This window comes from Alteromonas sp. (assembly GCF_984505615.1).
On the sequence record NZ_CFHOXV010000010.1, the window covers coordinates 71,201 to 96,055 of the forward strand.

Here is a 24,855-nt window from a genome sequence, read left to right on the forward strand (position 1 = left end):
CCGCACCTGAATAATCCTGTGTGTCCGGGCGTTACCCGGAGGAAAAAGCGTTCACTCCCCATGTTATTGCCGTTACATTGCTATGATGAAGCCGGTCGCATTAAACCGCCACTCTGGCTTTACTGGATGCTGTTAATACTTTGCAGTGACTGGATTGCATTAGTCTTTTCACTGGTCACGTTTGGTCAGACATCAGAACTACTTTCCGTACTTTATGCTGATAAAACAGTACTCGGCTGGCGCTTGCTTGCCACCTGGCCTTTCTTAACAGTCATTTTGCTGATGGGTAACCGGGAACGGTTGTGGAAGAAGGAATTGACCGGCTGGCGACTGGGGATCATGCCGCTTATCTGGACGGGAAATATCGTTAGTATCGCAGCACAAATGCAGACCGTGCTGCACGACCAGTGGGATTTCCACTGGACGCCGGCTTGTTTTATTCTGGTCAATGTTCTGGTGTTCGTCACTGTCATGCGCAGCCGGCACATCCGGTTGATGGTCAGTGACTGGCGTGATCCGGCCACCGGAGACAGTGGCGGCACAGAAGATAAAAAAGTTACTGACGCTGGCGGGACAAAGCCTGATCAAAATACATCGCTACACTGACATTGCTGTCGTTTACCAGGCGTTCGTAACAAATACCGGCAAACGCGTAGGAATACTCCCCTGCGTCAAGTACAACAAAGGGCGCTTCGGGATTTGAATCGTCATATCGCCAGTCGCCGCCGGCAATCTTTCTGTAGGTCTCACCCAGATACGCACCGTAGACGTTACAAATGGTAAAGACGGCGGAGTCTTCCAGCGCTTTGTCGTGGTACTTGTCCAGAAAAGAAAGCAGTATGTCGTCAACGCTCTTTGTGCTTTCAGGGCTGTAATCCAGTTCAATAGCGAATTCATCCCGGGCCGCCCGGACAGCGTCGGCAGAGCATTCTTCCATTAATTTTTCGAGTTCAGCTTGTTGCATCGTGTTCTCCTTTTTCTTTTATTGTGCGCGTTGTAGCACGATGTGTCTATTTCGCCGTGATTTTATTAATCACACTGGCCGCTGCAAACATGCCAAATGTTGCGGTTACCGTAACCACTGCACCAAAACCGCCGGCGCAATCGAGTCGCGTACCGCCTTCAAGTGCAGATTTACTGTGACACACTGAACCGTCCGGTTGGGGGTAGCGTAACTGTTCCGTAGAATAGATGCACTCCACACCAAACCGGCGTTTCGGATTTTTCGTGAAGTTATAAAAGCGTCTTAATTCACTGCGAACCTTTGCCGCCAGCGGATCCTGAATAGTTCTGGCGAGATCGCCCCGTGTTATCTGCGTGGGATCAATTTGTCCGCCGGCACCACCAACGGTCACAACATGGCACTTGTTACGCTTGCACCAGGCAATGATAGCCGCTTTGGCCTTCACACTGTCGGTGGCTTCAATCACACTGTCCATATCAGTATGCAACACTTCACGGACATTCTCAGGTGTCACAAAGTCTTCTACCGTAATCACCCTGCAGGCCGGATTAATTAACTTAATGCGTTCAGCCAGCACGTCGACTTTAGCCTGACCTACCGTGTTGTCCAGAGCATGGATCTGACGGTTGATGTTGGTCGTACACACATCATCAAGGTCAATCAGGGTAATCGTACCCACACCGCTGCGTGCCAGTGCTTCAGCACTCCACGCGCCAACGCCCCCTACACCTGTTACACAAACGTGGGCTGCTGCCAGTTTTTCAGTGCCATCAACGCCGTACAGCCGGCTTATTCCGCCAAATCTTTGTTTTTCGCTCATAGTTCCTGCTGATTTAATGTAAAACCTGCGTCGCTGACGGTAATTCAGGCGACCGGCAGTATTTTACAGGGAATTTCTTGTTAATGCAGTGCGCAGTGCGGATTTGACGGGGATTATTCTAATTATCCGGATAATCAATCCTTGAATTGCCAAAATACGTTAAACGAAAGGTGTGGTTAAATTTCTAAATCCAATTTTACAGGAGCTTTCCATGGGACTACTGGTAGACGGAAAATGGCAGGACAAATGGTACGATACTGACGGCAACGGCGGGAAATTCAAACGGGAACAGTCTGTGTTCCGTCATCATGTTGAGAATTCAGATAACGCGAAATTCCCTCCTGAAAGCGGGCGATATCACCTTTATGTGTCGCTTGCCTGTCCGTGGGCACACAGAACCCTGATTTTCCGGAAAATTAAAGGACTGGAACCGCACATCAGTGTTTCCGTTGTATCGCCGGATATGCTGGATAACGGCTGGACCTTTGATAAATCCGCAGGCAGCAGCGGCGATGATCTTTTTGATTTTGATTTCATGCATCAGCTATACACTAAAGCTGAGCCGGGCGTAACAACGCGGGTTACGGTTCCTGTACTCTGGGATAAGAAAACCGCATCTATTGTCAGCAACGAATCGGCGGATATTATCAGAATGTTCAATACGGCATTCAATGACATAACCGTTGATAGGACGGACTATTATCCCCCGGCGTTACGGGAAGACATCGACAATATCAATGAACTGGTTTATCACAACATCAACAACGGTGTGTATAAATGTGGTTTTGCTACTACCCAGAGTGCTTACGAAGAGTCATTTGAAGCCCTGTTTAACGCCATGGACTCTGTCGAATCCAGATTGAGTCATCAACGATATTTGTGCGGTGACAAACTTACTGAAGCAGACTGGCGTTTGTTTACCACGCTTATCCGCTTTGATCCTGTCTATCACGGTCATTTTAAATGCAATCATAAACGGGTCACGGATTATCCCAATTTGTACGATTATATGCGGGAGCTGTATCAGTTTCCCGGTGTGGCTGACACAGTGGATTTTGCGCATATCAAACGCCATTACTACTACAGTCATACCATGATTAATCCGACACAGGTTGTGCCGGCCGGTCCGGCACAGCAACTGGATGTGCCCCATACCAGAGAGAACAAATAATGAGCACTAAAACTGTATTGTCACTTCATCAGGGAAAACCCACGCAAGATGGTGCAGGCGTGTCGCTGACCCGCATAATCGGACAGCCGTCACTTCCCCGTCTGGACCCCTTTCTGATGCTGGATTTTTTCGGTTCTGATAATCCGGGGGAATACATCGCCGGTTTTCCTCCCCATCCGCACAGGGGATTTCAAACGGTGACTTATATGCTGGCGGGTAAAATGCGTCACCGGGATTCCGTAGGCAATGAAGGTGTCATTGAGGCTGGTGGCATCCAGTGGATGAACGCGGGCAGGGGACTCATTCATGAAGAAATGCCGGAGCAGGAATCGGGGTTATTGCAAGGCTTTCAGTTGTGGGTGAATTTACCGGCAAAAGAAAAAATGTCAGCGCCGGGATATGAAGATATCCATCCTGATGCCGTGCCGGATGTTGCAATAGGGCAACAGGTCAGGGTGAAAATACTGGCTGGTGAATTTAATGGCGTCAGTGGTCCGGTTAAAAGTCATTCTGTCGATCCGCTGTTTATTGACGTACAAAGCGCTGCTGAAGAGGAAGTGACGTTGCCGCTGGCGGATGAACATAATACATTTGTTTACTGCTACGAAGGTGGCCTGCAAATTGCTGAACAACCGGTAAGTCATGGAAAGTTGGCTGTACTCAGTAAGGGGACAGCATTAACGATGACAATGCAGGCCGGCACAAAATGCATTATTGTCAGCGGTGCGCCTATTCATGAACCTGTGGTGCAGTACGGACCATTTGTGATGAACACCGAAGCTGAAATTCATCAGGCCATTAAAGACTATCAGAACGGGAGTTTTGCTGGTTAAACAGGCATTTTTAAGCTGCTTTGTGTCGAAATTGTTAAAATTACATGGTTTTGATGACTTTCCACTGACAAACAATTGAACCAAAGCAGCCACTCGCTTAGTATTCAGTGAGGCAGGAAAAAGAATTAGCCGTACTTATAAAACAGGAAAGTCAATGAAACCAGTTATCTTAGCCGGTGGGACAGGGAGTCGATTATGGCCCAAATCCCGCGCAGCACTTCCAAAGCAATTTCTCGCGCTCACGTCAGAACAAACTATGTTGCAGGAAACGGTTACCCGTCTGAAAGGGACCGATTCCGAAAGCCCCATTTTTATTTGTAATGACGCCCATCGTTTTCTGGTTGCAGAACAGTTACGCATACAGAACATTGCCCATGACGGAATTTTGCTTGAGCCGGTAGGGCGCAACACTGCCCCGGCGATTGCGCTGGCTGCGTTGCATGCAACCAAAAATGGTGAAGATCCTATTTTACTGGTGCTGGCAGCAGACCATCTGATTAAAGATACGCCGGCTTTCCATCTCGCCATCGAAAAGGCGGAAATCCTGGCACGAACAGGTAAGCTGGTAACCTTCGGGATTGTACCGGACCAGCCGCATACCGGTTACGGTTACATCAAAGCCGGAGACGGAATTGATAACGGATTTGTGGTTGATGAATTCGTAGAAAAGCCGGATCTCGCCACTGCGGAAAGTTATGTATCTTCCGGTAAGTATTTCTGGAACAGCGGCATGTTCATGTTTAAAGCAAGCCGTTATCTGGAAGAGTTAGAAAAATTCAATCCTGACATTCTGTCAGTTTGTCGTGATGCCATTGATACAGAGTCTGCTGATCTGGACTTTATCCGTGTTGACGCAGATGTATTTGCATCCTGCCCGGACGATTCAATCGATTATGCGGTGATGGAAAAAACCGACAGTGCGGCAATGGTACCACTCGACGCTGGCTGGTCTGATGTTGGCAGCTGGTCATCCTTGTGGGAAACCGCTGAGAAAGACACCCGTGGCAATGTTATTGTCGGTGATGCCATTCTGGAAGGCGTTAACAACAGTTATATTAATGCCGAGCAGCGTTTGATTTCTGTTATCGGACTGGATGATGTTGTTGTTGTTGAAACAAAAGATGCCATCATGGTTGCGCATAAAGATAAAGTGCAAAACATCAAAAATGTGGTAAACCGTCTGAAAGCAGAAAAACGCCCTGAATTCGAATTCCACCGGGAAGTATTCAGACCCTGGGGCAGCTATGATTCCATTGATAACGGTGCACGTTTCCAGGTGAAGCGTATTACGGTTAAGCCGGGTGAAAAATTATCAGTACAAATGCACCATCACAGAGCTGAGCACTGGATTGTAGTAAGCGGCACAGCCAATGTTACCATCGGAGAAAAAACGCAGCTGGTGACAGAGAATGAGTCGACCTATATTCCAATCGGTGAAGTTCATGCGCTGGAAAACCCGGGCAAGATCCCGCTGGAGCTGATTGAAGTGCAATCCGGTGGTTATCTGGGTGAAGACGATATCATCCGTTTCTCTGACCGTTATGGCAGAACAGAAAAAAAGGATGGTAAAGCGTGAGTCAGCCAATTACCTGTTTTAAAGCCTATGACATCCGCGGAGAGCTGAACAAGCAGCTTTCCGAGGAAGTGGCTTACCGCATAGGCCGCGCTTTTGCTGAAGAACTGAACGCGAAAACTGTGGTTGTCGGTGGTGATGTGCGCCTTACTTCTACACCATTAAAACTGGCTTTGTCAGCGGGCCTGATAGATGGCGGTGCAAAAGTTTATGATTTAGGTGACACCGGCACGGAAGAGATTTATTTTGCCACTAAGCACCTGGGTGTCGATGGTGGTATTGAAGTAACTGCCAGCCATAATCCGATTAACTACAACGGTATGAAGCTGGTTAAAGCCGGCTCTGTTCCTATCAGTGGTGATACCGGCTTAAATGCGATTAAAGCACTTGCTGAGACATTCGATGACGAAGCGGTTGCAAGCCGTCTGGCATTTTATTGCAATGGTGCCAGTATTGATGCTGAAGCGTTCTTCAACGGCCACAGTCATATTGATATTGCGAAGCTTAAGGCTTCCGGTGCCTACGAAGAAAAAGACTGCCTTACAGATTATGCACGCCACGTTGTCTCATACATTGATACAGCTAACCTGACGCCTCTGAAAATTGTCGCGAATGCGGGTAATGGTGCAGCCGGTAAGGCGTTGGATGCCATTGAAGCGGTATTCGCTGAAACAGGTGTGCCAGTGGAGTTCATCAAAGTTCACCATCAGCCTGACGGTACATTCCCTAACGGGATCCCCAATCCGCTTCTGCCTGAAAACCGTGCGGATACGGCAAAAGCGGTTATTGCCCATAACGCTGATTTCGGCATCGCCTGGGACGGTGATTTTGACCGCTGTTTCCTGTTTGATGCGAAAGGGGAGTTTATTGAAGGCTATTACATTGTAGGTTTACTTGCTCAGGCGTTCATCGACAAGGAAGATAACGCCAAAATTATCTACGATCCCCGCGTGTTCTGGAACACCGAAGATATTGTGAAAACATCTGGTGGGACGCCGGTTAAATCCAAAACCGGTCATGCGTTCATCAAAGAGCGTATGCGCAAAGAAGACGCTGTGTACGGCGGTGAAATGAGTGCTCACCACTATTTTCGCGACTTTGCTTATTGCGATTCAGGTATGATCCCCTGGTTGCTGGTGGCAGAATTGCTCTGCACAAAGCAAACATCGCTGGCTGATATGGTGGCAGCACGGATTGAAGCGTTTCCGTCCTCAGGGGAAATTAACAGCGTGCTGAAAGACGCAGATGCTGCGCTGGCGCGGGTTAAAGCAAAATATGAAGCAGACGCTGAAGTTATCGACAATACTGACGGCATCGGTTATGAATTTGCTGAGTGGCGCTTTAATTTGCGTAAATCGAATACGGAGCCGGTAATACGCCTGAACGTTGAGTCCCGGGGTAACATTCCGTTGATGGAAGAAAAAACACAGGAATTAATTACGCTTATTCGATCTGAATAATAGTCATTCCTTAAATGTCTAAAGCCTCGTTCTAACGAGGCTTTTTCGTTTGTATAACCTGATTCAGAACAGGAAAATCAACCAGGCATGGGACAAAACAACCACCGTTGTTAAAGCCATCCGCAAGGTGATGTAGCTGACAATCGCTGATTTATCTAATGCGAGTACCTGCTTGTCATAAAATAATACTGCCAGATAAGCCACCGACAGCACACCCAGCGTAGACAGGTTGCCTGCAAATACAAGACATAACCAGCCAGTAATCGTGGGCAGCATGGCAATCAACAGTTGCGGACCATACGCTTTTTTATTCAGGGCATCCCACCAGTAAATACCACCAAAAAATGACAGCAGGACGGCAGAATACTGGGTGAAATAACGGGCACTTTCATGCAACGGCAGCAGGTTAAAGACTACTGCAAGAGGCAAAAATAAAAAAGGGATCAGTCCGGCAACCCCTAATAGCACAACCTGATAGGGCATATTCACTCCTTAAAACAAAAATAGCGCCATAAGGCGCTATTTTAACTCATCGTGAAAAAATTACTTTTCCAGCGGTGAGAATTTACGTTGGTTGTGACCTGTATACATCTGACGTGGACGACCGATTTTTTGCTTCGGATCGCTCATCATTTCATGCCAGTGTGAAATCCAGCCAACTGTACGGGACAGGGCGAAGATACACGTGAACATGTTGGTAGGAATACCAATCGCTTTTAAGATAATACCTGAGTAGAAGTCAACGTTCGGGAACAGTTTCTTCTCAGCGAAGTACGGGTCGTTAAGGGCGATTTTTTCCAATTCCATTGCTACATCGAGTAATGGATCCTGTACATTCAGCTCTTTCAGTACTTCGTGACAGCTTTCACGCATTACTGTAGCGCGGGGGTCGTGGTTTTTGTAAACACGGTGACCGAAGCCCATCAGACGGAAAGGATCGCTCTTATCTTTCGCACGTGCGATAAACTCAGGAATACGGTCCACGCTGCCGATTTCTTCCAGCATTGTCAGACATGCTTCGTTTGCACCACCGTGCGCAGGGCCCCACAGAGATGCTACACCGGCAGCGATACACGCATAAGGGTTAGCACCTGAAGAACCTGCCAGACGTACAGTAGACGTAGAAGCGTTTTGTTCGTGGTCAGCGTGAAGCGTGAAGATACGGTCCATAGCCAGTTCAACGGCAGGACTGATTTTGTATTCTTCAGCAGGTACTGAGAACATCATATTCAGGAAGTTTGCAGCGTAGCTTAAGTCGTTACGTGGATAAACAAACGGTTGACCGATGTTGTACTTGTAACACATAGCTACCAGCGTAGGCATTTTCGCGATTAAGCGGTGTGCACTGCGCATACGCTCTTCAGGGTTAGAAACGTCCAGGTCACTGTGGTAGAAAGAAGACATCGCACCTACAGTGCCGCAAAGCATGGCCATCGGGTGGGCATCATTGCGGAAACCGTGGAAGAACATGTTGATTTGTTCATGAACCATTGTGTGACGGGTAATTGTCGCACGGAAATCTTCATATTCTTCTTTAGTTGGTGCTTCGCCGTTTAACAGCATGTAGCACACTTCGAGGTAGGACGCATCACGTGCCAGCTCTTCGATAGGGTAACCACGGTGCAGTAATACACCAGCCGCGCCATCGATATACGTAATTGCAGACTCGCAAGAGCCTGTCGCCATGAAACCGGGGTCGAACGTGAAATATCCGTGTGCACCCAGTGAACGTACATCAATTACATCTTGACCCTCGGTGCCGGACAAAATCGGTAGTTCGATCTCTTTATCACCGGCTTTCAGAATGGCCTTCTGATCTGCCATAAATGCTCTCCTCAGAATGGTTCTTTGGCAACGTTCTCGCTTAAAAACTAAACGAGTTAGTTGGAAAAAGTGGCGTAGTTTTACTTTATTATGCAGCTAAAAGTCAATTTAATTGCAAAATTGTATAATAAATATTCCAAGTTATTAAAAGTTATATCGAAACTGTATTACAACTTATGTTTATTTTATTTACGCACTAAAAAATAAGTTGTAATTGAAGTGAAAAGAAATGGTTTCTTCATGACAGATTAACAATCATGTGAAATGTCCATGGATTACATCTGTTTCATCTAAATGCATAGAATTTCAGGTGTGTTATATTAATACGCGACGCCATAGGTGTTGAGTGTAGATTGCCTGCTGCACTTGCGCTTGCTTCGATAAGCAAAAGTAACGCTCTCATCATACACCCCGCCATGCAGTGTTCAGAAGTTATACGACTAAAGTCCTAATAGGGTACAAAAAATTGTAATTGTACAATGCGCTGGATATACTCAGGCGTGCTTGAAACGAGGCACTACTGCCTTGTTAATAAAGCAATAAATACTTCACAAATTGTTAACAACTCATTGGACGAGACTATTAACAGGTAAACAACCGAATTACTCTGTCAGGACATAAAAACAGCGGGTAATTCATATCCCTACGGATTAAACAGGCATAAATTGTGAAAAAGCAAAGACCAGTAAATTTAGACCTCAAGACAATTAAATTTCCTCCCTCTGCTGTTTCTTCAATTCTCCACCGCGTCACCGGCGTAGCCATGTTTTTCGCACTTTTATTTGTTATCTGGGCATGGGCAGTTTCTGTTTCATCACCAGACGGCTTTGCTAACGTGCAAACAATCATGGACGGAGTAATTGGAAAACTGATTGCTATCGGTACAGCTTCCGCACTTACGTATCACATTCTTGGCGGTATCCGTCACGTTATTATGGATATGGGTCACTGGGAAGAATTAGAGTCAGGTAATAACAGCGCCCGTGCAATCATTGCACTGTGGGTTGTTCTTACTGTCGTTTTGGGAGTCGCACTATGGTAACTAACCAGGCAAGCATTAAGCGCGACGGTGTACAAGATTACGTTACACTGCGCACAACCGCCGCAATCATCACCGCATTTTCATTTTTCATGGTGTGGTTCTTCATCACCACCGATGAACTCAGCTATGAAATCTGGCGTGGTCTGTTTACTGGCTTAGGCATGAAGGTCTTCACATTTGCAACACTGGTTGCTGTTATGTTTCACGTTCGTGTTGGTCTGTGGCAAGTTCTTACCGATTACGTTAAAGCGCCCGGCCTGCGTGCTGTTATCCAGTTCGTATTGAACCTGATCGCGTTTGTATACGTTCTTGTTGGCCTGTTTGTTTTGTGGAGTATCTGATATGAATCTACCAGTACATGAATTTGACGCCGTTGTAATCGGCGCAGGCGGTGCGGGTATGCGTGCCGCATTGCAAATTTCTCAGTCAGGTAAATCCTGCGCCTTATTATCTAAGGTTTTTCCTACACGTTCTCACACCGTATCTGCGCAGGGTGGCATCACCGTAGCGCTGGGTAACTCCCATGAAGATAACTGGGAATGGCACATGTATGACACGGTAAAAGGTTCCGATTATATCGGTGACCAGGACGCCATTGAATATATGTGTAAAACCGGTCCTGAAGCCATTATTGAAATGGAAAACATGGGTCTGCCTTTCTCACGTTTCGAGAATGGTAAAATTTATCAGCGTCCTTTCGGTGGTCAGTCGAAAAACTTCGGTGGCGAGCAGGGCGCACGTACAGCGGCTGCTGCAGACCGTACCGGTCACGCGCTGCTTCACCTTCTGTATCAACAGAACGTGAAAAACAAAACGAAAGTATTTTCTGAGTGGTACGCACTGGATCTGGTTAAGAATCAGGACGGTGATGTAGTAGGTTGTACTGCAATCGACATCGAAACCGGTGAAGTGGTTTACTTTAAGTCACGTGCTGTTGTACTGGCTACCGGTGGTGCAGGTCGTATTTACGCTTCTACGACTAATGCTCACATCAATACCGGTGACGGTGTTGGTATGGCACTGCGTGCCGGTGTTTCCGTACAGGATATGGAAATGTGGCAGTTCCACCCGACAGGTATTGCCGGTGCCGGTACGCTGGTAACCGAAGGTTGTCGTGGTGAAGGTGGTTATCTGCTGAATAAAGACGGCGAACGTTTCATGGAGCGTTATGCTCCTAACGCGAAAGACCTTGCCGGTCGTGACGTTGTTGCCCGTTCAATGATGACGGAAATCCGCGAAGGTCGTGGTTGTGAAGGCCCCTGGGGTACTCACATTAAATTGAAGCTGGACCACCTGGGTAAAGACGTACTTGAGTCACGTCTGCCTGGTATCCTTGAGCTGTCACGTACATTTGCTCACGTTGATCCGGTTAAAGAACCTATTCCGGTAATCCCGACTTGTCACTATATGATGGGTGGTATTCCAACCAACGTTCATGGCCAGTGTCTGACTGTTGATGAAAACGGTAACGACTCCGTAGTAAATGGTTTATTCGCCTGTGGTGAGATTGCTTGTGTATCTGTACACGGTGCAAACCGTCTGGGTGGTAACTCACTGCTTGACCTGGTGGTATTCGGTCGTGCGACCGGTCTGCACCTGGGTGAAAAACTGTCTGAAATCGCACCTACCCGTGACGCTTCTCAATCTGATCTTGATGCGGCTATGGCCCGCTTCAATCGATGGGAGTCTTCTGAAAAAGGTAAGGGTGAAGATCCGGTTCAAATTAAAAAGGACCTGCAGCAATGTATGCAACTTAACTTCTCGGTATTCCGTGAAGGTGATGCAATGGCTGAAGGTTTACAACAACTTAAAGAAATCAGAGAACGCCTGCAACACGCCCGTCTTGATGATAAGAGTTCTGACTTTAATACCCAGCGTATTGAGTGTCTTGAGCTTGATAACCTCATGGAGACAGCATACAGCACTGCAGTGGCTGCGAACTTCCGTACGGAAAGTCGTGGTGCACACAGCCGTTTCGACTTCCCGGACCGTGACGATGAAAACTGGTTATGCCACAGCATCTATCGCCCGCAAACCGAGTCTATGTTGAAACGTGACGTCAATATGGCGCCAAAGTTACGGGAAGCATTCCCGCCTAAAGTGCGTTCGTATTAAGAGAGGCAAGTATCATGCAATTACATTTTTCAGTTTATCGCTACAACCCTGACGTAGACGACGCACCTAAAATGCAAGACTACAAAATGGAAGTGGAAGAAGGCCAGGATATGATGGTGCTGGATGCACTGCTGCTTCTTAAAGAACAGGATCCTACGCTGTCTTTCCGCCGCTCATGCCGTGAAGGTGTATGTGGTTCAGATGGTATGAACATGAATGGCAAGAATGGCCTGGCATGTATCACACCATTATCTGCACTGGGTAAGGGTAAAATTGTTATCCGTCCACTGCCTGGCTTGCCGGTAGTGCGTGACCTGGTTGTTGACATGACGCAGTTCTACAACCAGTACGAGAAAATTAAACCGTTCCTGATTAACGACAGTAAGCAGCCGCCTGCACGTGAACATCTGCAGTCGCCTGAAGACCGTGCAAAACTGGATGGCCTGTACGAGTGTATTCTATGTGCTTGTTGTTCAACGTCTTGTCCGTCGTTCTGGTGGAACCCTGACAAGTTCATCGGTCCTGCTGGTCTGCTTCATGCTTATCGTTTCTTAATCGATAGCCGTGACACCGCTACCGAAGAGCGACTCAACGACCTGGATGATGCATTCAGCGTCTTCCGCTGCCACGGTATCATGAACTGTGTCAGTGTATGTCCGAAAGGATTGAACCCGACAAAAGCTATCGGCCAGATTAAGTCGATGCTTTTACAACGGGCTGTTTAGTACAAATTTCTGTCACTTTTTTAGTTTCAGATTGTAATTAGCTAAATGGCCATCCATCGAGGATGGCTATTTTTTTATATATACGGCATAAACGGTTGGTTTTTATTCACAATATGATCATAACTATTGGTTCTTATGAAAATAACCGTCATAATATAACACCGTGTTAAAGAATATTTCCTAAACGTAGCAAGGCACAATAATGCAAGAAAGCGTGATGAAAGCGTGGTGGGATTCCTCGCATATGGCGGGCGCCAATGCTGCCTATGTGGAAGAGCTGTACGAAATGTACATCGACAATCCACAAAGCGTTTCAGATACATGGCGTCAAGTGTTCGATACCCTACCGAAAGTTGACGGCGTAGAACTGGAAAGCAACCATACGTCAATTCGTAATCAATTCAGGCAGCTCGCTGCCCTTAGACCAACAGCCAGGATGTCTTCATCTGCCAGTCAGGAAGGCTCCGCTCCTTCAGATGACCGTCAGGTTAAAGTTCTTCAGCTGATTAACGCGTATCGTTTTCGTGGTCACCAGAATGCAAATCTCGACCCGCTTGGACTTTGGAAACAAACTAAAGCCCGCGATTTGGATCTCTCTCATCACTCTCTGACAGATGCAGACCTCGACGTTAACTTTAATGTCGGTTCTTATGCTATCGGTCAGGACAGCATGTCGCTACGTGACCTGTTCAAATCTCTTAACCGTACTTACTGCGAATCTATCGGTGCAGAATACATGCACATTACCGATACCGAGCAGAAGCGCTGGTTACAACAACGCATCGAATCTGTAGAAGCCAGCCCGCAAATCTCTAAAGAAGAGAAGCTTGCTATCCTTAAAGGGCTGACAGCTGCTGATGGTATGGAAAAATACCTGGGTGCAAAATTCCCGGGTGCCAAGCGCTTCTCACTGGAAGGTGGTGATGCACTGGTTCCTATGCTTAAAGGCCTTATTACTGAAGCCGGAACCGTTGGCACTAAAGAAGTGGTAATCGGTATGGCTCACCGTGGCCGTCTGAACGTACTTATTAATGTGCTGGGTAAAAACCCGTCTGTATTGTTCGACGAGTTCTCCGGAAAACATGACAACACGTTAGGTTCCGGTGACGTTAAGTATCACGCAGGTTTCTCTTCAGACTTCGCAACGCCCGGCGGTAATGTTCACCTGGCGCTGGCGTTTAACCCGTCTCACCTTGAAATTGTTAACCCGGTAGTTATGGGCTCTGTACGTGCACGTATTGACCGCCGCAACGACGATTTCAATAAAGTGCTGCCAATTACCATTCACGGTGACTCTGCGATTGCCGGTCAGGGTGTTGTGCAGGAAACCTTTAACATGTCTCAGACACGTGGTTTCGCTGTTGGCGGTACAGTGCGTATCGTAATCAACAACCAGGTTGGTTTCACAACGTCCAAGACTGAAGATACCCGTTCGACTCAGTATTGTACTGACATCGCGAAGATGGTTCAGGCGCCTATTTTCCACGTGAATTCTGACGATCCTGAAGCGGTGATGTTTGTGACTAAACTGGCCCTTGAGTATCGTAATAAATTCAAAAAAGACGTGGTTATCGATCTGGTTTGTTACCGTCGTCATGGTCACAATGAGTCTGATGAGCCTAACGCGACTCAGCCATTGATGTATCAAAAAATTAAAAAGCATCCTGTTCCCCGTCAGATCTATGCTGACCAATTAATTGCTGAGGGTACAATTGAAAGTCGTGATGCTGAACGTTTCATTGAAGAATACCGTGCAGCATTAGATCATGGTGCTTGTGTGGTAGAAGAATGGCGTCCGATGACAGAGCATTCTGTAGACTGGACTCCGTATATTGGTCACGATTGGGATGCACCTTACGATGGCAGTTTGTCTATCGAAAAACTGAAGTCTCTTGCTGAAAGCATCAGTAGTTTTCCGGAAGACTTCAAACTGCATTCACGTGTAAATAAAGTCTATCAGGACCGTAAAGCCATGGCATCCGGTGAAAAACCTCTTGATTGGGGTATGGCCGAGAACCTGGCGTATGCATCGATTGTTGATGATGGTAGCAGCATCCGTATGACTGGTCAGGACTCAGGTCGTGGTACCTTCTTCCACCGTCATGCTGTACTGCACAACCAAACTGACGCTTCAACCTATATGCCTTTACAGAATATCCGTGAAGGTCAGGGTGAAATCGAAATCTTCGATTCTGTATTATCAGAAGAAGCGGTTATGGCGTTCGAATACGGCTTTGCTACTGCGGAACCAGGTACGCTGACTATCTGGGAAGCGCAATTCGGTGACTTTGCTAACGGCGCTCAGGTTGTCTTTGACCAGTTCTTAAGCTCCGGTGAAGCGAAGTGGGGCCGTCTGTGTGGTCTGACTGTGTTACTTCCACACGGTTACGAAGGGCAGGGACCAGAACACAGTTCTGCACGTCTCGAACGTTTCCTGCAATTATGTGCTGACCACAACTGGCAGGTATGTATCCCGTCTACGCCGGCTCAGGTGTTCAATATGATTCGTCGTCAGGTTGTACGTCCAATGCGTAAACCTCTGATTGTCATGTCACCTAAGTCATTACTGCGTCACCCGCTGGCTATTTCCTCTTTAGAAGAACTGTCAGAAGGCGTGTTTAAGAACGTTATCGGTGAGATTGATGATATCGATCCGGCTGGCGTGAAACGCGTGGTGATGTGTTCAGGTAAAGTGTACTACGATCTGCTTGACCAGCGTCGTAAGAATGAACAGACCGATGTGGCTATCATCCGTCTTGAACAGTTGTATCCGTTCCCTCAGGAAGAAGCAGCAAAAATCGTTGCCGAATACAGCCATGTTAAAGATTGGGTATGGTGTCAGGAAGAGCCTCAAAATCAGGGCGCCTGGTACAGCAGCCAGCATCACTTCTGGCAAGCCATCCCTGATGGTGCAAAATTATCATATGCGGGACGTGAAGCATCGGCTTCTCCTGCCGTAGGCTATCTATCCGTTCACAACCAGCAACAGAAAGCCCTGGTTGAAGACGCACTCACGATTAAATAAAGGAACAGTGATGACAATTGAGATAAAAGTTCCGGTTCTGCCTGAATCAGTTGCCGATGCGACCATTGCAACTTGGCATGTTAAAGCCGGTGATGCAGTTAAGCGCGATCAAAACCTGGTTGATATTGAGACCGATAAAGTGGTTCTGGAAGTGGTAGCACCCGCAGACGGTGTTATCGGTGAAATCCTGAACGAAGAAGGCGCGACTGTATTAGGTGAGCAAGTGATTGCGAAGCTGAGCGAAGGCGGTGAAGCACCGGCTAAATCAGAAAGCAAATCTTCTGAAGCTAAAGCTGAATCTAAAGAAGCCGCACCAGCAGCTTCCGGCAAAACCAGCGATGTAAAAGTACCCGTACTGCCTGAGTCAGTTGCTGATGCAACCATTGCTACATGGCATGTTGCTGTGGGTGAAGCAGTAAGTCGCGACCAGAACCTGGTTGACATCGAAACCGATAAAGTGGTTCTTGAAGTTGTTGCACCTGCAGATGGTTCTCTGGCAGAAATTCTGGCAGAAGAAGGTGCTACAGTAACGGCTGAAGAAGTGATTGCTAAGTTTGTTGAAGGTGCAGCTTCCGGTAAAGCGGCTCCTGCAGCGGCTGAAGAAGCTGACGACAGCGATGATGGCGATGCGTTAAGCCCGTCTGTACGTCGTTTACTTGCTGAAAAAGGCGTTGATGCGTCTAAAGTAAAAGGTACCGGCAAAAACGGTCGTATCACCAAAGAAGACGTTGAACAGTATCTGAAAGGCGGTAGTGCAGCACCTAAAGCAGCAGCTACAGCGGCTGAACCGGCAGCTAACCTGCCTGTTGGTGACCGCAGCGAAAAACGTGTTCCTATGACACGTCTTCGTAAAACAATCGCTACCCGTCTGCTGGAAGCGAAAAACTCGACTGCGATGCTGACAACCTTCAACGAAGTGAACATGAAGCCAATCATGGATCTGCGTAAGCAGTATCAGGACAGCTTCGAGAAGCGTCACGGCATTCGTCTTGGTTTCATGTCTTTCTACGTGAAAGCAGTCACTGAAGCGCTGAAACGTTTCCCTGAAGTAAATGCATCTCTTGACGGTGATGACATTTGTTACCACAACTATTTTGATATCTCTATCGCGGTTTCTACCCCGCGTGGTCTGGTAACGCCAGTGCTGAAAGACACTGACAATCTGGGCATGGCAGGTATCGAAAAAGGCATCAAAGATCTGGCTCTGAAAGGTCGTGACGGTAAACTGTCAATGGCTGATCTGCAGGGCGGTAACTTCACCATTACTAACGGTGGTGTGTTCGGTTCTCTGTTGTCTACGCCAATCATCAACCCGCCACAAAGCGCGATTCTGGGTATGCACAAAATCCAGGAACGTCCAATGGCAGTGAATGGCAAAGTAGAAATTCTTCCTATGATGTACCTGGCCCTGTCTTATGACCATCGTATTATCGATGGTAAAGAGTCAGTTGGCTTCCTGGTTACTGTGAAGGAAATGCTTGAAGATCCAACACGTCTGTTACTGGACGTCTAAGTTTTCAGGTAGTCATTGTGTGCAGGCAGCAACCCGTTGCTGTCTGTCACAGCGCTGGTTTCGAAGAATGAGGCCGGTCATACTAATCAAGTCGCATAAGCGACTTTTGTCTTACTAAAAATCGGATAGAAACACCATGAATTTGCATGAATACCAAGGTAAGCAGCTATTCAAAGAATACGGTTTACCTGTTTCTGAAGGATACGCATCAGACACACCAGAAGGTGCTGTAGAAGCGGCCGACCGCATCGGCGGTGACGAGTGGGTTGTGAAATGTCAGGTACATGCCGGTGGTCGCGGTAAAGCGGGCGGCGTTAAACTTGTAAAAGATAAAGAAGACATTCGCGCATTTGCAGAGAAGTGGCTTGGCAAGAACCTGGTAACTTTCCAAACTGATGAGAAAGGTCAGCCAGTAAGCAAAATCTTAGTTGAATCTTGCACTGATATCGCAAACGAATTGTACTTAGGCGCGGTTGTTGACCGTGGTACACGTCGCGTTGTTTTCATGGCATCTACTGAAGGCGGTGTTGAAATCGAGACCGTTGCAGAAGAAACGCCTGAAAAAATCCTGAAAGCTGAAATCGACCCAATCGTTGGTCCTCAGCCTTATCAGGCACGTGAAATGGCATTTAAACTGGGTCTGGAAGGCGTTCAAGTAAAACAATTTACGCAAATCTTCCTGGGTCTGGCGAAAATGTTCGAAGACCTTGACCTGGCGCTGATCGAAATCAACCCGCTGGTAATCAAGACCGACGGTAACCTGCACTGCCTTGACGCCAAACTGGGCGTAGACGGTAACGCACTGTATCGTCAGAAGAAAGTGAAAGAAATGCACGATCCTTCACAGGAAGATGCCCGTGAAGCACACGCTGCCTCTTTCGAGCTGAACTACGTTGCACTTGACGGTAACGTTGGCTGTATGGTTAACGGTGCAGGTCTGGCCATGGGTACCATGGACATCGTAAACCTGCACGGCGGTAAGCCTGCAAACTTCCTGGATGTAGGTGGCGGCGCGACTAAAGAGCGTGTAGCTGAAGCATTCAAAATCATTCTGTCTGACAGCAATGTTAAAGCAGTACTGGTAAACATCTTCGGTGGTATCGTGCGTTGTGACATGATCGCTGAAGGTATCATCGGCGCAGTAAAAGAAGTAGGCGTTGAAGTACCGGTTGTTGTACGTCTTGAAGGTACAAATGCTGATCTTGGCCGTGAAGTTCTTGCTAACTCAGGTCTGGATATCATCGCTGCTGAATCGCTGACTGATGCAGCAGAAAAAGTTGTTGCTGCAGCGGAGGGCAAATAATGTCAGTTTTAATTAATAAAGACACCAAAGTAATCTGTCAGGGTTTCACTGGTGGTCAGGGTACTTTCCACTCTGAACAGGCTCTTGCTTACGGTACGCAAATGGTTGGCGGTGTAACGCCGGGCAAAGGCGGTACTGAGCACTTAGGTCTGCCAGTATTCAATACTGTACGTGACGCGGTAGAAGCGACGGGTGCGACTGCATCTGTTATCTACGTACCGGCTCCTTTCTGTAAAGATTCAATCGTTGAAGCGGCTGATGCTGGCATCGAGCTGATTGTTTGTATCACTGAAGGTATCCCTACGCTGGACATGCTTTACGTTAAAGAATACGTAAATGCGAAAGGCGTTCGCATGATCGGTCCTAACTGTCCGGGTGTTATCACTCCGGGTGAGTGTAAGATTGGTATCATGCCTGGTCACATCCACAAGCCTGGTAAAGTAGGTATCGTTTCCCGCTCTGGTACACTGACGTACGAAGCGGTTAAACAAACTACTGACGAAGGTTTCGGCCAGTCTACCTGTGTTGGTATCGGTGGTGACCCAATCCCTGGTTCTAACTTCATCGACATCCTGAAAATGTTCCAGGACGATCCACAGACTGAAGCGATTGTTATGATCGGTGAAATCGGTGGTACTGCAGAAGAAGAAGCGGCAGCGTTTATCAAAGAAAACGTAACCAAGCCGGTTGTTTCTTACATCGCGGGTGTTACTGCTCCTCCGGGTAAACGCATGGGCCACGCCGGTGCAATTATCGCAGGTGGTAAAGGTACTGCAGACGACAAATTCGCAGCCCTTGAAGCAGCAGGCGTTAAGACTGTTCGCTCACTGGCTGACATCGGTAAAGCACTGCGCGAGCAGACTGGCTGGTAAGCCTTGCTTTTTGATGATTATAAAGCCCGCTAATAGCGGGCTTTTTTAATATAAATCAATGGTTACTCTTTCTGATCCTGTATCGTGAACTATAGTTATCGCTATATCCAGCCTGTTCATGATGAATTGAAGGATGCCTATGTTTTTTGGAAAGAAGAAAACCACTACTACTCAGGTTACTTCGTCAGTACTGACCCGTTCAAAAAGTCTGCAAAGTAATCAAATTTCTGAATCATTTCTCAGAGAGCTGGCATTCGATGAAGGCACGGCGCTGATTATTGCTTTTGTCTCTCCTCACCTTGATTTTGCATCTGTAAGCAGACAGATAACCCAAACCGCCAGCTTCTGTAAACATGTCATCTCAATCATGACTTCAGGTGAGTTAGGTGGCGGCACGACACTTTACCATCCTGCTCCGGCGCGGTGGGACAACATTGTTATCCATAGTTTTTCTTCTGCACTGATAAGTCAAATCAGTATTCACGGCGTGCCTTTATACAGTGATGATATTAAGAAGGGTAAGCCGGTAAAGCCACCTGCTGAGCGGGTTAAACGCATCGCATCAGAGTTAACCAAAGTAAACGTACCTTTTGATATAGGTAGCAGGGACACCTTTGCCTTGACCTATTTTGACGGCATAACTGCCAGTGAGGATTTTTTCACTCAGGCTTTGTACAAAGTGAAACGGTTCCCCTGTTTCTTCATAGGTGGCAGTGCAGGGGGAAAGCTGGATTTTAAACAGGCTGACATTGCCCTTAACGGAGAAATAAAATCAAATCAGGTTTTACTCACATTTTGTAAGTTATCCCGAAACTACCGTTACGGGATCATGAAAAGCCATAACTTTGTGACCACGGGTACGGGTTTTACCGTGGCCAAATTCGACCCGCTTACCCGAACCCTGCATTCAGTACTTGATAAAGATATGTCGCTGCGCACACCAGTTGATGCATTAGCGCGGCATTTTAAATGTTCTGCCGGAGAACTGGACAGCAAACTGACCAGTCACTCATTCGGTATTGATATCGACAAGAGTATTTATATCCGCTCTGTAGCTTCAATCAATGATGATGGCAGCATCCGTTTCTTCAGCGATATGGGGTTTGGCGAATACTTACAACTGGTTAAGGCTACAGATTTTAAGCAATCTTTGCAGCGGGACTTTGATAATTTTCTGAGAGGGAAAAACGGAAAACCTGTGGCGCTGATTGCCAATGACTGTATTTTAAGGCGATTAAACAATCCGGATAATTTAAGCGGGATTGGTACATTTGATCAGGTGGTTGTGTCAGGTTTTTCCACATTTGGTGAATATCTGGGCTTACACCAGAATCAGACGGTAACGGCCATCGGTTTCTTCAAACATGATGAGCAACAGTCATATTTTGATGAATATGTTACCAATTTCCCGTTTCACCTGGCTGCATTTTCAAATTATCACATGCAGGCAAAACTTATCAGTATGAGCAATATCAATATGTTGCAGAGCAAGTTAATTGAGCAGACAGAGAAATTCCATCCCTTACTCAAAGAATCTACCGGACAGTTAAAGTTTGTTGCATCTCAGGCCAGTGATTCAGCAAACCGTCAGTTAGAGCTTGGAAAGCAATTTGATTTCTTCATGCAACAAATTGCCCGTCAGGAGCATGAACGTGCTGAATTATCTGGTGGTATGGACAGGCTCCGTGAAAGTGCAGAGAAGATTGTAAACATTATTCAGTCTATCAGCGGTATTGCCGAACAAACTAACTTACTGGCGTTAAATGCAGCGATTGAGGCTGCACGTGCAGGTGAAGCCGGGCGTGGTTTTGCTGTTGTGGCTGACGAAGTCAGAGCGCTCAGTCAGCGTACCCAGTCAAGTCTTAAAGAAACCGGCGATACGATCAATGAAGTCTCTGCGTCTATAGACGGGATATCCTCTGCTATCGACAGTATTAACGGATTGCTACAGGAAATTGAGTCCGGATCGGTAAGTTTAAGCAGCGAATTAGCGGCCTTATCGGAGTCTTCTTCCGGTGCAAGTCAACGTGCTGAAGAAGGCATTAAGCGGGCAGATGCTGCATACAGTCAGATGCAGGAAATTGAAGCCGAAACACAATTGATAGATAAACTGAATCAGCTTGCTAAATCTCAATAGAATAAATGGCCGGTAAATCGATTTTGCCGGCTGTTCCTCTTACAGGCATACCGTTTTTACATCTGTGAAAACAAGTCCTCTCAGTTATCACATTTGCGCCAATAAACTTAATCGATACAGTCCGCTATTTTAAAAGGTTTTGAGAGACAGCTGGTCATCCGGTTGCCACTCCGACAGCATTACTACAATGTTAAGTTATTGTTTTAATTGTTTTATGAATACGTATGCAGATGATTGAGCAATTTTTATCTTCCCGATAGGATGCACGCGACACAGAGAATTGTCATTTAACGGTAATAAAAATAACTAATGGCGTTCTCAGGAACTGTTTCGCGGCGGGCCCCAACCAGTGTACCGGCAGCCCATTCTGGCGGTATGTTACCGCCGCGATAACAGATTGCCCGCATAACCTTAGGGAAAGATTGATGACACAATTTAAACCAAATTTAATTCAAATGGCGATGATCGCCACCGGATTATCCCTTACCTCTGTACCCGTATTCGCACAATCTGATGACACTCAGGCGGAAGATAATGTAGAAGTTATTCAGGTTTCAGGGATCCGCGGAAGCCTTCAGCGTGCTCAGGCTATCAAGATGGACAGCACCTCTATCGTTGAAGCGTTGTCAGCAGAAGATATCGGTAAACTGCCTGACACCAGTATTGCAGAATCATTGTCCCGTTTGCCCGGTCTTGCGGGTGAACGTCGTAACGGACGTACCAGCGGTATTTCAGTCCGCGGTTTTAACGAGAACTATGTAGGTACATCTCTTAACGGTCGTGAACTGTTAGGTATGGGTGACAACCGTGGTGTTGAATTCGACCTTTATCCTACAGAAATCATTTCTAACATTCTGGTGTATAAAACACCTGAAGCCGGCATGACTACGCAAAACATTGGCGGTTCTATTGATTTGCAAACCGTTAAGCCGTTATCTGCAGAAAGTACTGTTACCCTCAACGGTACATTAGAAAAGAACAAGGAAGATGCCGCTAACCCTGACTTTGATAATCAGGGACACCGTTTGTCTTTTAACTTCGTTGATCAATTTCTTGATAATACGTTAGGTGTGGCGCTTACGGTTGCGACCATGGAATCTCCACGTCAGGAACAACAGTTCCGTGGCTGGGGTTATGCTGATGCGAATCCGGATAAAGCGGCCAGCGGTGTTGATGTGCCGGAAGGAACACTGGTTCTTGGCGGTCATGACTCCTTTGCCCGTTCTGCCATGATGAACCGTGATTCTGTCGCTGCTGTAATTCAATGGGCTCCGCAGGATCAATTAAATATTCAGTTCGACGCCCTGTATATCGACTTCCTCGAAGATGATGCCCGTCGCGGTGTTGAAGAAGGTGGCGCAGAGTGGGGAACCGGTGACTACACGATTACCGGCGTTGAAGATGGCCTGGTGTCTTCGGGCTATTACGATGGCTTCTACAGTGTGGTACGCAACGATGTACGCCGGCAGGAAGCTGAGCTGAAAACCTTTGGTTTAAATGTTGAGTACATGCTCAATAATGACTGGAGCATCACAGCAGATATTTCAACCGGCAGTGTCGATAAAACCATTACAGACGTAGAAAGTTACTCCGGTGTGGGCCGTACCGGTATTGACGGACGTCCCATGACAGCACGTTCGTGGGAAATGACATCCACCGGCGTAATGTATTCAGATCATCCTGAAATTGCGCCGGTTGATTTAACCGACGCCAGCCTGATCACACTGGCAGGACCGCAGACATGGGGTGCTCCCATTGTTGGTGGTGACGCCCAGGATGGCTTTGTTAACCAGCCTGTATTTGAAGAGAGCCTGGATTCCTTCCGTCTTTCTACTGAAGGTTTTGTGGAATGGGGAATTTTCTCCGGTCTGGAAGTCGGCATGGTGTATTCTGACCGTGAAAAATCTAAGGTAAATAACGGCGCTTATCTGACAGCTCCGTCTTATCCTGATGATGCAGCTATTCCTGAAGTACTTGGTGTTGTCTCCCTTGATTTCATAGGCATCAATGGTGTGCTGGCGTACGATTCTATTGGCTTGTATGACAGCGGATATTACATTGCCACAGACGCAAAACTGGTTGATGCCGGTCGTCTGGGTGATACATACACCGTGAATGAAAAACTCACCACATTGTACGGAAAACTGGATATTGATACCTCTGTAGACGATATCTACATCCGCGGTAATGTGGGTGTTCAGGTTGTGCGTGCCGATCAAAGTTCTCAGGGCTTCAGTACTTCCGTTAATCAGGATGGCCTGGTGGAAGCTGTGCCTGTTACGGGCGGGACCGATTACACCGATGTATTGCCGACTCTGAACCTCAGCGCAGAATTTGCCGAAGGCCAATTTCTGAGAATGGGATTAAGTAAAGTTCTGACCCGTCCGCGTATGGATGATATGCGTCCGAATACTCAGGTGACTTTCTCTTATAACAACACCAATATTCTTTCCAATAATGTTGAGAACGGTCCTTGGGGTGGCAGCTCCGGAAACCCTGAGTTGCGTCCTTACGAAGCAAATCAGTTCGACTTGTCCTACGAGAATTATTTTGCTGATACTGGTTACGTAGCCTTGTCTTATTTCTTTAAAGACATTAAGAACTGGCATCGCGAGAACGGATTATTGTCTGACTTTACTCAGGACTACATTCCGGAAATTCACCATACCCAGGATGAAGCCGCATTAGCTCCGGTGTTGTTCGAAGGCTATAAAACCAAGCCTCAGGACGGCTTTGAAGGTCTGGTCCGCGGTTATGAGATCCAGATGAGTCTGCCGGGTGATCTTATTGCTGATGCACTGTCCGGATTTGGTGTGTTTGCCAGTGCTACATTCATGGACGGTCATGCTGACGCCGCCGGTGAGGGTGGTGAAACACGGATCCCGGGATTATCCGATGAAAACTACAGCCTGACTGTTTTCTACGAAAACAGTGGTTTCGAAGTGCGGGTAGCCGGTACCAAACGTTCTGATTATCTTACAGAAGCCCGTGGTCTGAGTCTGGCACTGTCTGATACCACCAATCAGGGTGGTACCTTCATCGACGCGCAGATTGGCTATGACTTCAGTGAGTCTGGAATTGAATCGCTGGAAGGGCTGCGCGTCACATTACAGGCTCAAAACCTGACCGACGAAGACGATATTCAGACATCGGGAACTGACAGCCGTCAGGTCCTGCTGTATCAGGCTTACGGTGCTAACTATCTGTTAGGATTCAATTACACCTTCTAATCAGCTTCTTAGCCGATAACCTCTGATTAAACCGTCTGTACGTGAGTGCAGACGGTTTTTTTAATTACAGCCATCGATTTTTCCCGTCTGCAAAATTTACCCTGCCCGGATAATATTTCCCTATTAACGGGGGAGACATCACATACTGGTGCACATCCCGCTAGCGTTTTAATCTGCAGTTTTCTTATTAAGCTTCTGTTTTAGTTATTCATTTCATTAGTCATGGAACCGCTGCACGATTGGTACAA

General features: G+C 47.1%; 19 protein-coding genes. 15 read left to right on the top strand and 4 right to left on the bottom strand.

The genetic code is table 11. The annotated features are described in order from the left end of the window. Window positions 1-60: 60 nt before the first annotated feature. Window positions 61-606, top strand: a complete 546-nt coding sequence (locus AC4PME_RS08600; RefSeq protein ID WP_491045344.1) for a DUF2919 family protein — start codon at window positions 61-63, stop codon at window positions 604-606. On the opposite strand, the gene AC4PME_RS08605 is transcribed toward AC4PME_RS08600, so the two are convergent. Together AC4PME_RS08605 and tcdA are read right to left on the bottom strand one after the other, a co-directional pair. Continuing rightward, the gene (locus tag AC4PME_RS08605) at window positions 557-964 is read right to left on the bottom strand and encodes a hypothetical protein (RefSeq protein WP_119501245.1); all 408 of its coding nucleotides are present in this window, start codon (window positions 962-964) and stop codon (window positions 557-559) included. The two genes, AC4PME_RS08600 and AC4PME_RS08605, sit on opposite strands and share 50 nt — an antisense overlap. Window positions 965-1,010: 46 nt before the next feature. Beyond that, entirely contained in the window at window positions 1,011-1,784 is a 774-nt protein-coding gene (gene tcdA / locus AC4PME_RS08610; RefSeq protein WP_119501246.1) for a tRNA cyclic N6-threonylcarbamoyladenosine(37) synthase TcdA, read from the bottom strand. Between the two features lie 211 nt (window positions 1,785-1,995). Between tcdA and AC4PME_RS08615 the strand changes: the two genes are divergently transcribed. The 4 genes from AC4PME_RS08615 (at window position 1,996) to AC4PME_RS08630 (ending at window position 6,821) form a co-directional block, all read left to right on the top strand. Next, complete coding sequence (locus AC4PME_RS08615; RefSeq protein ID WP_491045343.1) at window positions 1,996-2,955, top strand: glutathione S-transferase family protein; 960 nt, start codon at window positions 1,996-1,998, stop codon at window positions 2,953-2,955. Then, window positions 2,955-3,788, top strand: a complete 834-nt coding sequence (locus AC4PME_RS08620; RefSeq protein ID WP_491045342.1) for a pirin family protein — start codon at window positions 2,955-2,957, stop codon at window positions 3,786-3,788. The genes AC4PME_RS08615 and AC4PME_RS08620 overlap by 1 nt, the downstream gene beginning before the upstream one ends. A gap of 154 nt (window positions 3,789-3,942) precedes the next feature. Further along, complete coding sequence (locus AC4PME_RS08625) at window positions 3,943-5,364, top strand: mannose-1-phosphate guanylyltransferase/mannose-6-phosphate isomerase (RefSeq protein ID WP_349586044.1); 1,422 nt, start codon at window positions 3,943-3,945, stop codon at window positions 5,362-5,364. Beyond that, window positions 5,361-6,821: a phosphohexomutase domain-containing protein gene (locus AC4PME_RS08630; protein WP_119501250.1), complete on the top strand. Its 1,461-nt coding sequence runs from the start codon at window positions 5,361-5,363 to the stop codon at window positions 6,819-6,821. Before AC4PME_RS08625 ends, AC4PME_RS08630 begins: the two co-directional genes overlap by 4 nt. Window positions 6,822-6,884: 63 nt before the next feature. Here the strand turns inward: AC4PME_RS08630 and AC4PME_RS08635 are convergent, their stop codons facing one another. Together AC4PME_RS08635 and AC4PME_RS08640 are read right to left on the bottom strand one after the other, a co-directional pair. Next, window positions 6,885-7,304, bottom strand: coding sequence for a DUF3429 domain-containing protein (locus AC4PME_RS08635; RefSeq protein WP_491045341.1), 420 nt, complete (start codon window positions 7,302-7,304; stop codon window positions 6,885-6,887). Between the two features lie 60 nt (window positions 7,305-7,364). Next, window positions 7,365-8,645 (bottom strand): citrate synthase, encoded by a 1,281-nt coding sequence (locus AC4PME_RS08640; protein ID WP_119501252.1) that lies wholly within the window; start codon window positions 8,643-8,645, stop codon window positions 7,365-7,367. A 667-nt stretch (window positions 8,646-9,312) separates the two neighbouring features. On the opposite strand from AC4PME_RS08640, the gene sdhC reads away from it, so the two are divergent. The 10 genes from sdhC to AC4PME_RS08690 all read left to right on the top strand — a co-directional run bounded on the left by sdhC (window position 9,313) and on the right by AC4PME_RS08690 (window position 24,607). Next, window positions 9,313-9,687, top strand: coding sequence for a succinate dehydrogenase, cytochrome b556 subunit (gene sdhC, locus AC4PME_RS08645; protein ID WP_119501253.1), 375 nt, complete (start codon window positions 9,313-9,315; stop codon window positions 9,685-9,687). Continuing rightward, entirely contained in the window at window positions 9,681-10,028 is a 348-nt protein-coding gene (gene sdhD / locus AC4PME_RS08650) for a succinate dehydrogenase, hydrophobic membrane anchor protein (protein WP_119501254.1), read from the top strand. The genes sdhC and sdhD overlap by 7 nt, the downstream gene beginning before the upstream one ends. Window position 10,029: 1 nt before the next feature. Then, window positions 10,030-11,802: a succinate dehydrogenase flavoprotein subunit gene (gene sdhA, locus AC4PME_RS08655; protein ID WP_119501255.1), complete on the top strand. Its 1,773-nt coding sequence runs from the start codon at window positions 10,030-10,032 to the stop codon at window positions 11,800-11,802. A 14-nt stretch (window positions 11,803-11,816) separates the two neighbouring features. Then, window positions 11,817-12,527, top strand: a complete 711-nt coding sequence (locus AC4PME_RS08660; protein WP_119501256.1) for a succinate dehydrogenase iron-sulfur subunit — start codon at window positions 11,817-11,819, stop codon at window positions 12,525-12,527. A 202-nt stretch (window positions 12,528-12,729) separates the two neighbouring features. Then, on the top strand, window positions 12,730-15,552 hold the full coding sequence (locus AC4PME_RS08665) for a 2-oxoglutarate dehydrogenase E1 component (protein WP_491045340.1): 2,823 nt from the start codon (window positions 12,730-12,732) through the stop codon (window positions 15,550-15,552). Between the two features lie 10 nt (window positions 15,553-15,562). Next, window positions 15,563-17,065: a 2-oxoglutarate dehydrogenase complex dihydrolipoyllysine-residue succinyltransferase gene (gene odhB / locus AC4PME_RS08670; RefSeq protein ID WP_474845852.1), complete on the top strand. Its 1,503-nt coding sequence runs from the start codon at window positions 15,563-15,565 to the stop codon at window positions 17,063-17,065. Window positions 17,066-17,201: 136 nt separating this feature from the next. Next, window positions 17,202-18,368: an ADP-forming succinate--CoA ligase subunit beta gene (gene sucC, locus AC4PME_RS08675; protein WP_119501259.1), complete on the top strand. Its 1,167-nt coding sequence runs from the start codon at window positions 17,202-17,204 to the stop codon at window positions 18,366-18,368. Beyond that, on the top strand, window positions 18,368-19,240 hold the full coding sequence (gene sucD, locus AC4PME_RS08680; protein ID WP_491045339.1) for a succinate--CoA ligase subunit alpha: 873 nt from the start codon (window positions 18,368-18,370) through the stop codon (window positions 19,238-19,240). Before sucC ends, sucD begins: the two co-directional genes overlap by 1 nt. Window positions 19,241-19,379: 139 nt before the next feature. Continuing rightward, on the top strand, window positions 19,380-21,377 hold the full coding sequence (locus tag AC4PME_RS08685) for a methyl-accepting chemotaxis protein (RefSeq protein ID WP_491529563.1): 1,998 nt from the start codon (window positions 19,380-19,382) through the stop codon (window positions 21,375-21,377). Window positions 21,378-21,802: 425 nt separating this feature from the next. Continuing rightward, complete coding sequence (locus tag AC4PME_RS08690) at window positions 21,803-24,607, top strand: TonB-dependent receptor (RefSeq protein ID WP_119501261.1); 2,805 nt, start codon at window positions 21,803-21,805, stop codon at window positions 24,605-24,607. Window positions 24,608-24,855: the final 248 nt, after the last annotated feature.